The sequence below is a fragment of the Candidatus Nitrospira nitrificans genome (genome assembly GCF_001458775.1).
GTDB classification, from domain to species: Bacteria; Nitrospirota; Nitrospiria; order Nitrospirales; family Nitrospiraceae; genus Nitrospira_D; species Nitrospira_D nitrificans.
Map to the genome: position 1 here is coordinate 42,736 of NZ_CZPZ01000034.1, position 13,024 is coordinate 55,759.

General features: G+C 58.8%; 7 protein-coding genes and 1 pseudogene. 6 read left to right on the forward strand and 2 right to left on the reverse strand.

Annotated features, from left to right (window positions below; translation table 11 throughout):
• Nucleotides 1-34: 34 nt before the first annotated feature.
• The 3 genes and pseudogenes from COMA2_RS20810 to COMA2_RS17435 form a co-directional block, all read left to right on the forward strand.
• A pseudogene (locus COMA2_RS20810) lies at nt 35-4,930 on the forward strand (amino acid adenylation domain-containing protein); the annotation flags it as partial.
• 58 nt (nt 4,931-4,988) lie between these two features.
• Entirely contained in the window at nt 4,989-7,256 is a 2,268-nt protein-coding gene (locus tag COMA2_RS20945) for an amino acid adenylation domain-containing protein (RefSeq protein WP_090901401.1), read from the forward strand.
• Nucleotides 7,240-8,010: a class I SAM-dependent methyltransferase gene (locus COMA2_RS17435; protein WP_090901404.1), complete on the forward strand. Its 771-nt coding sequence runs from the start codon at nt 7,240-7,242 to the stop codon at nt 8,008-8,010. The genes COMA2_RS20945 and COMA2_RS17435 overlap by 17 nt, the downstream gene beginning before the upstream one ends.
• Nucleotides 8,011-10,323: 2,313 nt before the next feature.
• On the opposite strand, the gene COMA2_RS17450 is transcribed toward COMA2_RS17435, so the two are convergent.
• Nucleotides 10,324-10,974: a PilZ domain-containing protein gene (locus tag COMA2_RS17450; protein ID WP_090901411.1), complete on the reverse strand. Its 651-nt coding sequence runs from the start codon at nt 10,972-10,974 to the stop codon at nt 10,324-10,326.
• A gap of 253 nt (nt 10,975-11,227) precedes the next feature.
• Here COMA2_RS17450 and COMA2_RS20950 point away from each other — a divergent pair, with 253 nt between their 5' ends.
• Both COMA2_RS20950 and COMA2_RS17455 read left to right on the forward strand, forming a co-directional pair.
• The gene (locus COMA2_RS20950; RefSeq protein WP_281176460.1) at nt 11,228-11,362 is read left to right on the forward strand and encodes a hypothetical protein; all 135 of its coding nucleotides are present in this window, start codon (nt 11,228-11,230) and stop codon (nt 11,360-11,362) included.
• Between the two features lie 70 nt (nt 11,363-11,432).
• A complete protein-coding gene (locus COMA2_RS17455) occupies nt 11,433-11,744 on the forward strand; it encodes a hypothetical protein (protein ID WP_090901414.1) in 312 nt (103 codons plus the stop codon).
• 57 nt (nt 11,745-11,801) lie between these two features.
• Here COMA2_RS17455 and COMA2_RS17460 read toward each other — a convergent pair whose 3' ends face one another.
• Nucleotides 11,802-12,023 carry a hypothetical protein gene (locus COMA2_RS17460; protein WP_090901416.1) on the reverse strand — a complete coding sequence of 74 codons (222 nt, stop codon included), beginning with the start codon at nt 12,021-12,023 and terminating at the stop codon, nt 11,802-11,804.
• 139 nt (nt 12,024-12,162) lie between these two features.
• On the opposite strand from COMA2_RS17460, the gene COMA2_RS17465 reads away from it, so the two are divergent.
• A complete protein-coding gene (locus COMA2_RS17465) occupies nt 12,163-12,987 on the forward strand; it encodes a hypothetical protein (protein ID WP_090901419.1) in 825 nt (274 codons plus the stop codon).
• Nucleotides 12,988-13,024: the final 37 nt, after the last annotated feature.

The following is a 13,024-nucleotide window of genomic DNA, read 5'->3' on the forward strand; positions in this document are numbered from 1 at the left end:
CGGCGGAATGGTTCAACATCCTGCAAGAGGCATCATGCAACCAAGCATCGACATACAAGGATTCCGGCTTTCTCCCCAACAAAAACGCCTCTGGGCGCTTCAGCAAACGTTCGGAGATGTGTGGTCGCAAGGGACGCTGGTGATCCATGGCGAGTTGGACGTCGTCCGCCTTGAACGGGCTGTGGACGCGGCGGTGGCCAAGCACGAAACGTTTCGAACTCTGTTCCGCAGGGAACCGGGCGTCAAGGTGCCGTTGCAGGTGATCGTTGAGCAGAGCAAGCCGACGTGGGAGACCGTCGAGCGACAGGCAAAGGACGCGGCGGCGCAGGCGACGAAGCGGGATGAGTTGCTCGATGAGCATCGCCGCCAGACGATCGATTGGGAGCGGGGACCGCTGGTCCGCTGCACCCTGTGCCGGTTGTCGAGCCGTGAGCATTGGCTCCTCATCAGTCTGCCTGCCATGTGTGCCGATGCCCGAACGCTTCGTAACCTGGCCGGCGAGATCGCCGAGGGGTACGGTGCCGCGGTGCGGCATGGACAGGCCGAGGAGCCCGTGCAGTACGCGCAATTCGCGGAATGGCAGAACGAGTTGCTCGCGGGGGAAGATGCGCCCAAGGGCCGGCAATTCTGGCGAGAGTCGCTGGCAGATCTCGCTCCGATGACCGTTCCGTTCGAGCAAGCAGATGAAGAGGCTGCCGGGCGGCGGACTGAGGCTCTCATTCGGGACCTGGATACGGAAGTCGTTGCATCGTTGCTGGCCCTGTCCGAACGGCGTGAGACGCCGGTTGAGGCACTGGTATTGGCGGCCTGGCAAACCGTGCTCTCCCGGGTCAGCGGCCGACGAGCCTATCAGATGGCATTGCTCAGCGACGGGAGAACATACGAAGAACTGGAATCCGGCATGGGGCTCTTCGCCAAGTGGGTGCCGCTGCGGTGCCTGGTCGATCCCGACAAATCGTTTCAGGAATTGGCGGCTGCGGTCGCGACCGACCAGCATCAGGCGCGTGAGTGGCAGGAGTACTTCATGTGGGACAGCGGGCCGGACGCGACAGCTCCGGCGACGACGGAGTTGGTGGGATTTGAATTCGAGACGGTGAAGCCGCTCGCGCATGCCGCTGACGTTGTCTTCTCATTCGAACCGGCGGCTGTCCGGATTGAGCCGCTCAAACTGACCTTGACCTGTATCAAGCGGAACCGGTCGATTCAATTGCGTCTGCAGGCGAACGGAGGGCTGGTTCATCCGGCGGCGCTTCCGATCGTGAGCGAGGCCGTGACTGCGTTGCTCACCGGCGCGGCTGCACAGCCTGAAACGAGTGTCGGGCTGCTGTCCATGCTGAGCGAGTCGCAGCGGCGCGGATTGCTGCATGCGGGCCACGGCGCCGCGTATCCGCTTCCGGCGGCGCAATCGCTCGTGACTCTGTTCGAACGGCAAGCAGCGGCGCGGCCCGAGACGGTCGCCGTCGTCTGCGGCGACCGCCGACTGACCTACGCTGAATTGAATGTTCGAGCCAACCAGATCGCGCATGGTCTGGACCGGATGGGAGTCGGGCGGGGCGCGCTGGTGGGATTATGTGTCGAACGCTCGATCGAGATGGTGGCGGGATTGTTGGGCGTGCTCAAGGCCGGCGCGGCCTATGTACCGCTCGATCCGGACAATTCCTCGGTTCGCGTTCGCCTCGCCTTCGAGGTTTCGCAGGCTGGGATTGCCGCCATCCTGACGCAGGAGAAATGGCGGTCTCGCTTGCCTGCCGCCGGGACGCCGCTGCACTGTCTGGACTTCCATGATTGGATCTTCGCGCAGGAGCCGTCAAACAATCCGGATCGGGTGATTCATCCGTTGGAATTGGCCTATGTGATTTATACCTCCGGATCCACCGGTGTTCCGAAAGGCGTCGCCGTGACCCATCTCGGAGTGTTGAACTACACGGGCTTCATCTGCCGCGCGCTCCGGGCAGAGGCGGACCTGAACTATGCGACCGTCTCGACACTCGGCGCCGATCTCGGGAACACCGTGATCTTTGCGTCGCTTGCGTCCGGCGGCTGCCTGCACGTGATCGAATACGACACGGCCACAGACGGACGGAAGTTCGGGGCCTATTGCGCGAAGCACCCGATCGATGTGCTGAAGATCGTTCCGGCCCATTTCCAGTCGCTGCTCGCTACGGCGGAGGGCGCCGAGGTGCAGCCTCGGCGTCTCCTCGTGCTGGGAGGGGATGTGTTGTCTCATGCGCTCGCCGACCAGGTGACGGCGTCAGGCCGCTGCCGTCTGGTCAATCATTACGGACCGACGGAGACCACGATCGGCTGTCTGACGTTTCCGGTCGAGCAACATCATGAAGACGCGAGACTCTCCGCAACCGTGCCGATCGGCCGTCCGATCGACAATGCGGAAGCGTACGTTCTGGACGAGCGGCTCGAGCCGGCGCCGATCGGCGTGCCGGGAGAACTCTATCTCGGCGGGGCGGGACTGGCGCGCGGGTATCTTGGACGGCCCGACCTCACGGCCCAGCGGTTCGTACCCCATCCGTTGGCATCTGAACCGGGAAGTCGCCTCTACAAGACCGGTGACCTGGCGCGCGCCCTGCCGGACGGCACAGTGGAATTTCTCGGGCGAACCGATTTCCAGATCAAGCTCCGCGGCTACCGCATTGAATTGGGGGAGATCGAGGCGTGTCTTACCGAACATGCCGGCATCCAACAAGCGGTGGTCACGGCGCGAGCGAGCCGAGCCGGCGAGAAATATCTGGCCGCCTACGTCGTGCCCCGCGATTCCGGCGGTGAGCCGCCGGGATGGCGGGAGTTTTTGAAGGAGCGCGTGCCGGACTATATGATCCCCACCGCGCTGATCTGTCTGCCGGCGCTGCCGTTGAATCAGAACGGAAAAGTCGATCGCGCGCTTCTGCCGGATCCTGAAGAATATCTGGCGTCGAGCCGTCGTTATGTCGCGCCCCGCAATCCGGCGGAAGAGATGCTGGCGGCCATCTGGGGGACCATTCTGAAACGGGACCGGATCGGGATTCATGACGATTTCTTCGATCTCGGAGGGCATTCGCTGCTGGCCACGCAAGTGATGGCGCGGACGCGCTCGGTTTTTCATGTGGAACTGCCGCTGCGGACTTTGTTCGAGGCGACGACGGTGGCGCAATTGGCGGAAGTCATAGAGTCGGCCCGCTTGCTGGATGGAGACGCGGAAGTGCCGCCGGTCTCGCGAGTGGAGCGTGACGGACCGGCGCCGCTGTCTTTTGCTCAGCAGCGTTTGTGGGTGTTGACGCAACTGGACCCGGATGGCGCCTCTTACAATCTTCCGATCGCGCTGCGGTTGTCGGGGGCGCTTGATGTCGCGGCCTTGGAACGGAGCGTCAACGAACTGATCCGCCGGCACGAAGCGCTGCGGACCACGGTGGTCTTGATCGATGGACAACCGGCTCAAGTCGTGGCGCCGACATCGGCGGTGACGCTCCATGTGATCCCGCTCGAGCATTTGAATGCATCCGAACGGGAGGAGGCCCTGTTGCGGCTCGCCACGGCCGAAGCGCAGCGTCCGTTTGAGCTGGCCCATGGTCCCATGCTGCGCGTGACGCTGCTCAGACTCGCTGCGGAAGAACACGTTCTTCTATTGACGATGCACCACATCGTGTCCGATGCCTGGTCCTCGCATATTCTGGTGCGGGAGATGACGGAACTGTACGTCGCTCAAGTCCAAGGCAGACCCGCGTTGCTGCCGGAGCTGCCCGTTCAATACGCGGATTTTTCTATCTGGCAACGGCAATGGCTGTCCGGCGCGCGTTTGAATCGCCAACTCGACTACTGGAAGGAGCGGCTGTCCGGCGCGCTTGAGCCGCTGAACCTTCCGATGGATCACCCGCGACCTCCGGTCCAGACTTCGCGCGGCGCGTCGCTGACGATCTCGTTGTCCTCCGAATTGTCTTCGGCAATGACCGAGCTCAGCCGGCGCGAGGGCGTGACGCTGTTCATGACTCTGCTCGCCGGGTTCTATGCGCTGTTGTTCAGGTATACGGGCCGGCCGGATCTGATCGTCGGGTCTCCCATTGCCAACCGCACCAGGAGCGAGATCGAAGGGCTCATCGGTTTCTTCGTGAACACGCTGGCGCTACGGGCCGACCTGTCGGGAAATCAGTCAGTCCGCGAACTCTTGGCGCTGGTCCGACAGGTGTGTCTCGGCGCCTACACACATCAAGACATGCCGTTCGAAAAATTGGTCGAAGCGCTGCAGCCGGTGCGCGACGCCAGCTACTCGCCGGTCTTCCAGGTGATGTTCGAGCTTCAGAACGCGCCGACTGCCGAGTTGGCCGTGCCGGGACTTCGCATCGCCACAGTGGACGTGGAGCCGTTGACGGCCAAGTTCGATCTGACGCTGACACTGTGCGAAACCGAGAGCGGGCTGACGGCGTCGATGGAATACAATACCGATCTGTTTTCCGCAGACAGTGTCATGCGCATGCTCCGGCATTATCAACTGATCCTTCAAGACATGGCGGCGCAGCCCAATGCGACGATCGAGGAGTTGCGCCTGTTGACCGGCGAGGAAGAGCGGCGCTTGTTGAGCGATTGGAACGAGGGACCTTCCCTGCATGTGCCCGACCGGTCCATTCCCCAGCTGTTCGAAATGCAAGCGTTGGCGGCGCCGGACAGCGTGGCAGTTTCCTGGTTGGATCGGCGCGTGACCTATCGTGAGTTGAATCGTCGGGCCAACCGAGTGGCTCATGGGCTGCTGATCAAAGGAGTGAAGCCCGACACTGTCGTGGCGCTTTTGGGCGACCGAGATCCGGACTTTCTCGCGATGCTGCTGGGAATACTCAAGGCGGGCGGGATGTATTTGCCGCTCGACGCGGGGCATCCGGACCATCGTCTGGCGCACATGCTCGACGAAAGCCGCGCGCGCGTGCTGTTGACCACGGAGATTCATCGCGCGCGCGAAGCCACTGGTGGAAAGGCTCACGGGGAACGCAAGGCCGACCCTGCTGACGATGGAGGGGGTTCAATCGTCGGTGAAGCAGGACTTCAATCCCGACCGGTCTTGGCATGCGGCGGAAGCCACCTATGTGATCTATACGTCCGGCTCCACCGGGGCGCCCAAGGGAGCGATCATCGAACATCGCGGGATGCTCAATCACCTGTGGGGAAAAGTGACGACGCTTTGTCTGACCGCAGACGACGTGATCGCGCAGACCGCGTCCCAGTGTTTCGACATTTCCATCTGGCAGTTTCTAGCTCCGCTCTTATGCGGTGGCCAAGTCTGCATCGTTCCCGACGAAATTGCTCACGATCCAGCCAGGCTGCTGCGTCATGTAGAGGCGACCGGCGTGACAGTCTTAGAGACCGTGCCTGCGCTATTGCAGAGCATGCTCGATATGGCAGCCGACAGGAAGGCGGATGACCCGGAGCTCAAACGACTGCGGATGATTCTGCCGACGGGAGAAGCGCTGCCTGGTCAGCTGTGCCGACGCTGGCTTGCCCGCTATCCGTCGATTCCGCTGGTCAATGCCTATGGGCCGGCGGAATGCGCGGACGACGTGGCTCTACACCAGATCAGCGAAAGCCCCGACCCGCAAGTTGCCTCGATGCCGGTCGGCAGGCCGGTACCCAACCTCGAGCTGTATGTGCTGTCACCGTCTCTCCAACCGCTGCCGATCGGAGTGACGGGAGAGTTGTGCGTGGCCGGAGTCGGAGTCGGGCGGGGCTACTTGCGAAATCCGGCCAAGACGGCCGACGTATTCGTGCCCCATCCATTCTCGAAAGAGCCAGGCGCTCGTCTGTATCGGACCGGCGACATGGCCTACTACTTGCCGAACGGCGTCATCCAGTTTCTCGGGCGGATGGATCATCAGGTCAAGGTGCGGGGTTTCAGGATTGAGCTAGGAGAAATCGAGTTGCAGCTCCTCGAGCATCCGGACGTGCACGAGGCTGTCGTCGTGGTCAAAGAAGATGCCGGAGGCGATAAACGGCTCGTGGCCTATGCGTCAGGCCGCGTTTCCGGTGGTGCGCTTCGGGAGTTCCTGCACGAACGATTGCCCGACTATATGGTGCCGTCCGGCATCATCGTGCTGGAGTCGTTGCCACGCAACACCAACGGCAAGGTCGATCGCCGTTCATTGCCCGAACCGACAGGCCGTGATCCGCAACAGACGTTCGTGGCGCCACGTACGGATATGGAAGCAACACTTGCGCTCGAGTGGGGAAAGGTGCTCGGCCTGCCGCAAGTGGGAATTCACGATAACTTTTTTGATCTCGGCGGCCACTCCCTGACGGCGGTACAGCTCGTGTCCCGCATTCAGATGATGGGCAGGAATCCGATCGCATTGCTCGATCTCTTCCAGGCGCCCACGATCGCGAGCTTGGCGGACCGGATCTCCGGTCAAGCCGAGAGGGCGTCCTCTCCATTCGTCGTGCTTCAGGCCGGACGCGAGGGCGTGCCGCTCTTTTGTTTCGATCCGACCGGAACGCACGTTTCGGCCTATCAATCACTCGCCCATGCGTTGGGCAATGATCGACCCGTCTACGGATTGGCCTTGAGCTGGATTTTCTCCGAACCGTGGAATGTCCTGTCGATGGACTTGATCGCCGCACGCTACGCCGCAATCATTCGCGAGCGGCAGCCGGATGGGCCGTATCATCTGCTCGGATGGTCCAATGGAGGAGCGATCGCCTTGGTCGTGGGCCGCATGCTGGAGCGGCAGGGGCAGTCAGTCGCGTTTGTAGGCATTCTGGATACACAACCCCTGACGGCATCGGAATCGACAGCGTCGGCCGATGATGAACTGAACCAGTATATACAAGGCGACCGCAAGGAGGCTTTCATGGCCTTGCCCGAGTCAGAGCGGCAGGCACTGAAAGACACACTGGAAGGGTTGTGCGAGGAAGACCGAGTGGACTATGCGATCCGATGGGTTCAGGATCGCAAGCTGCTGTCCCGCGAAGAATCCGATGCATCCGTCTCCGCGCTCAAAGTCGCCTATGCCTTGGACCGCGAGACGGGGAGAGTTCTCCGCGATGCGATGCAGGACCCTCTGCACGCGCCGATCCATGCCTGGTGGACCAGCGCGACGCTCGACAAGCACGGAAAAGCTCCGGTCGATTGGGCGTTATATACAAGGGGAACCGCGGAGATCGGAACCATTCTCGGTGAACATACGGATGCGGTGCGGAGCATTCAGGTTCATCAACGCATCAATGAAATACTGGCAATAAAAACGATCCGTGATGGATGGAAGGAGTCGCATGCAATACAACCCTGACACCGGCGGAAAGTTCAAGATCGTGATGAATACCTATCGGGTGTTCGGTTTTTGGGAAACGCTCAAGGAAATCATTCTGTATCTCTTGAGCCAGAAGCTACACGACGATTTCGACAAGAAATACGGGGTGATGACTTCGGGTGTCACGGAGTCCAGCGAGGCAGGAATCGTCGATGAAACGGCGAGGAGTCTGGCGGTCGGTTACGTTCCAACAAGGGAACTCGTTATCCGGCATATTCTGACGAACACGACCCAAGGGCTGGATCTCGGGCAATATTCATTTATCGATTTAGGGTGTGGGAAGGGGCGAACTTTGATTGTGGCGGCGCAGCTGCCGTTTAAGGAAGTGATCGGTGTCGAACTGTCTCCCTTACATTGCGAAGTGGCAAGAGTCAATATCGATCGGTATTTGTCGGACGTAAAGAACCCCGCGCTCTGCAGAAACGTCAGGGTCGACTGTGTCAATGCGGCCGATTTCGAGTTTCCGGACAGCAACCTGCTGATTTATATGTACCGCCCTTTCCTCGGGCCGATATTCAAGCACGTCGCCGATAATCTGCGACGCTTCCAAGCCGTCACCGGACGCCGCGTTCTCATTGCGTACTCCTGTCCGGTCGAGGAACTGATGCTCGAGGAGTATCCCGGGTTCGTGAAGCGAACGGAATATCAAGTCATCTCAATGGATTATTCCTGGAGCCTTTGGGAATGCCAGACCGAAGGATCGCCGGCACTTGCCCTGAGCGAGCAGCGGTGATTTCGCATGCAGAACTATCTTATTGATGTGGCGATGCCAGGTGCAATTCGAAACCCGTCATCCACACCATTTCTTTTCCTCGTTGCTGACGGTCTATCTGTGTAGACTCACGCTTGTGTTCGTAAAAATTTGATCATCACGGTCCTGAGCAACAGGGCAAGCCTATTGATAGATCTCACGTCGGTGCCAATCCTCACCTCCTCCACGAGACGGGTCGCAAATACGACACATATCTGACGTACGCGATCGACGACATTGAGATCGCCAGAAGGCACTGCTTTTAAGCTCCTTCTCGGCCGATCGCTTGATGCCGAAGTTATAAGGCTCATCACGCCTCATTTTCTCGGGAAGCTTCTTGAATGGGCGGGAGGCTCTGTCGCACGGCGCTCAAAATACGTCCAAGTTCAAATCATCCTCTCAAAGAGATTCCAGCACGGCCGGCGTTGACCAAGCAGTCGAGTCGAAGGGAAAGCCAGGCCAAGCGTATGCCTGAGCTATCGAGTCTTGCGACCTTGCGTGGGGGGATGGCCAGATGGGTTCGGCTACGTGCTGGTCACAGCATGACGACTCTCGCGGATGAATCTGATTCGATACATGTCTTGAATCCAATGAGATACACACATGTCAATAAGCAACAATGCTCGTATATGTATATTTAGGTAGTAGCTATGTATGCCGTTGTAATTACGTAGGCCGTAGTTGCTGTTTGAACCCGCATGTTGTCCTGCCCTCTGTTGGCATCTCCTTTGCTGTAGATCCAGACAGACTTGCACGAGAGACGATTTGAGAGGTGACTGGAATGGGATCCCAGTGCGGTCGATGGAAGCATGAAAACTGTTGTTTGAGTATTGATCACGGGACGGCAGGTCTCAGGAGTACAACGAATGCGTTACGGCATTGCTGAGCGAGACAGCGACCAGCCTCCCGACGCGAGTCGCGGTGGCGTGCCGATGAGCTTGGGGCAAGCCCGTATGTCTTTCGGACGGTGTTTTCGATGCCGTCAGTATACCCAGAACGAGATCACAGGTTGGCGTGGCATGGCCAAGGAATTTAAGACAGTGTGCTCGCGGTATCTGCGTCGACGGGTATGGTTGGTGTGCCTCGTGCTCCTCATCGGATTATCCGCCTGTGGACCGATGCCAACCGACCCCGCGCCGAGCTCGGAATCACGCACAGGTCTGAGCAGTCCGTCCGCCTCGCACTCCGTGCCACAGAATAGTCCATCATCCATGACTGGGTGGAGGCAGGAGGGAACTTCGGAGTCAGTCGCGGTTCCTGGAGACCTGAATGATGACGCGAGCAGTGAACACGACAACTGGAGTGTTGTGCAAGAGACGGCGCAGTTGGAATACGAAGCGGAGCAAGAGGAGAGATCCGGTGAGCGGAAAAACCGATGAGAGGAGCACCATAAACACTCAACGGTGTCTTCTATGCACGGGATGAATGGAACGGCCTGGCATTGATCAGAGGAGAGGAGGGATGGCTGGCTGGGTCAGCTTGATTGGCCTCAGAGGTGTCTGCACCTGGTGCAGAGTTGGTGAGAGATGTTGGGCTTTCACTGATATCCGTTCCCTTCACCCAACGAGCCGGTACGATCCGGCAAATAAGGAGATTAACTATGGTAAAAAAGACAGCGGTAAAATTGTTAGGGGCCGGGGGAATCGTCCTCGGCGTCGCTCTCATGGTTGGGACCGCATGGGCCACGGAATTGATGGCCCCTACTAGTTCGAGCACCTCAATTAACGGTGGTTCTCATGTCGTTTTTGGCTCAACCTTTGCGGGAGGCAGTATGGCCAGACCGTGGGTGGCCCAAATCCAAGTCCCCGCCCAGCGTTGCCTTCGTCTTGAAGTGACATCACAAGGAACGGATCTCGGGATGCAGGTCACCGCACCGAACTATTTTACCGCGTGGAGAAACGATGACAGTGGAGCCTGCGCCAATTGCCCTCTCGTCAAGATTGCTAGTACACCGAATGGTGGGTGGTACACGGTATCAATCAATCATTGGTTCGGAGGCGCAAGCAATGCCAATTTCACTCTGAGGTACGCCCACTACCCTGTGGGAAACCCAAACTGCGCAGGTGCCACGGCACCCAATATTGAAATGCAAAGTACTAAGAGCCCAGCGAACCCACAGGCGACCCCACAACAACAAGAAGAAGGTGCACCAGGCGTGCAGTAACACCATGTAGTGGTCGTGAAGGCCCCAGCAGGGAACTATGGAAGCTCTTTGCTGGGGTTCTCTACTATCCTCCCCTTTCGCATCGACCAGGCTGTTGAAGCGACAGGGAGTTGGGATTCTGTTGGAGAGGGCTAATTGTTTAAAATCTGATTTTGGCCTGTCTGGACACGATTCGCTTTGATAGCCACTATGCGTCGAAGGATGCGGCGCGCTTCGCGCAAGACTTTCTCCGGCCGGCGGCCGGCAAGGGTAGGTGTCTCGGTCTCCTGAAACTCCAAAGCACTGTCCCACCGCCTTTCGACAGGCTGATCAGTTGAAGCGGTCTCACTCGCAAGGAATCGACGCAGAACATCCTCCTCAGAGGGATCAGGAGGTTGTGGCCGGGCGATCTCAGCATGGGAGGTCTTGTCTCTGGCTTGAAGCGAAGTCTCTTGATCAGTGGCTCGCGACATCCACATGAGCCCGAGTTTGTGCTGGAGAAATTCGGTGACCCAGGCTTGATCGATCGATGTCATCTCGTGGGCTTCAATTGCAAACTCATGATCGTGTACCCACAGTACGGTTGCCCGATGGACATACAGCGGTGCGGACCGTTCGGGGATGGATACCTGAAGAGTTAACTGCATGCCGGCTGTCACCGGCATCGATCCTGCCACCCGCCAGCCTCGAGAGGTCAGGTCTAGAACGGTCCCTTCTGCGAGAAGCGCCTCATTTCCGTATACCACGGGCCAGCTGACCGGAAACCGACTATGGCGTCGCACGGGATTCGTCCTATTAGCCATGGCTGCTCCTTCCGCTTATGTTGCTGCTCCAGGGTGATGGATCAAGCGTAGCGGAGAGAGTAAGCGCGCGCATCCCTCGAAATATCTACCGCGAAAGAGGGGGATCTCCTTCCACGCCCATAGCCCACGTTACGTATCCTGGGCGTCACCGGTGACACAGAGGAGAATGACGTACCTTCTATCTATGCGATCAGTGTAAAGACAAGGTGGTGAATTTGGCCAGGATTGGTCACCCTGATCGGCAGGGGACAATGTGACCAAGAGTCTGGGATCGCATGAAAACTGGGGCCATCTCGACGGTTATGGGGAAGAATTGCGCGAGTTGCGAGTCGACACGCTTCTTGTTCAACCGTCGTATGCCCAGGCGACAGGCATCCTGATACAATGACGGCTGGTCGGTCAGCGCCGGGATCCTTACTGGCGATCATGATGTGGTGACAGAGACTGACCATAACAATATGAGGAAAGAAAATGTCGCCATGCAGCGGCTTATAACCAGCGCATTGAACGGTTTCTTGCTTCTGGCCATCACCATAGTCAGTCTGCCCGCTTCCGCCCTCGCCCTTCCGCCCGTTCAAGGGGAAGTTGTTTCCATGACGGTCGGTATTCCGGGAACGATGGTTATTCGAGACGAAAAAGGGCAGCTCCATATTCTGAACCTCACGCAACAGACCCAACTCGGCGGTCAGTTCAAGGTGGGCGACAAGGTGTTGGCCTTCTTCAGCCCGTATGGCGTGAGCGCCGTTCAGTCCCAGACGGGAAGTCGGTAGCCCGCGATCTCCTCATAGAGTCGTCAGCGCAGAGGTGCCCTCTCCCTATCCATGCATCTACTCTCCCCGAAGCGCGGTCAGGAGTCCGACCGCGCCGAGGAGCCCACCGAGGATAATCAGAAACGATGACGTATTCGGTACGCCGGCTTCTTGCGGAGAGGGCCAGTCGACAAAGAGCCCCAGCGCAATGAGGACGGCGCCGAGCGCAAGCATCACTTTCCAGCGGATGGTGATCCGCCGATCTGTTTCATGAGCGTCTTGAGACTGCCTCTCCGACATGGTTTCTCTCGGGCCGGTTCACGATCAGCATGGCGACTTGGAACGGCGACAGTCAAGGACCAGTCTGACTCTTGTCGGGAGTTCCTCCAAGGGCGTATGGTTAGTACATGCAAGACCGAGAATATCGAGCAAGGTTTCCATGGCGTGGTTGAAGAAGTGCTGGAACTGGTTTTGGCGGCAAAGCCTCCTCAGTAAGGTTGCCATTCTCGGCTTATTTGCCGCCTTTGTTCCCTTTGTCCTTCCGACGGTCGTGAACTGGTTCAGACCGACAATGATCCATGTCGGCGTGTCGTTCTATACATATGAACGGGGAATGCAACCACAAGGGATGAATACGCTCTATTTCTTTGAACGACGCAATCTGGTGTCCGATTGCAGCATCCGCCGAGAGGAACAATCGGTGCCGAATGGTCGGGCCAAAGCTCCCGATCCGCAAGCATGGGTGCTCATCAAGCTCTTGCTCGAAAACGTGTCCGATCGCGACATCACGAACTTGCGGGTGGGTGTCCGGTCTCCCGCGATCAATCAGTCGACGCAGCTGCTGACGGCTCCGAATCGTATGGCCCTCGGCCAGAAAGAGGCGCCGCCCGATATCAAGCCGTTGTATGTCCTTTCGATCGCGACTCTTCCCGCTGAGAGCTCCGTCGTCGTCACCTTGAAGACGCTTATTGACGACAATCTGCGAGAATTCATTTACGCCAAGCGCCGCCCTGTGACCATCCAGGTTTCCTATGTCTCAGCGGATCAGTTCAGACCATACCCTCCGATCGTGTCGCGCACGAATGTGGTCAAGATGTTGAATCGCGAAGGCGTCTTGCGGACCAACGATGAGGCGCTCGGTGAAGAGAAACTCCAGGTGATGACGGTGTCTCCCCATGAGACACCGATGAAGGAAGGAGTCGCTTCGTATCGGACTCTTCCTAGAGCCAAGGCTTGTTCGGAGGCAGAGGCTGGCGTGTGGTGATCTTGGAATTCGTAAGGCCGGTGTCGAACGGAAGAGC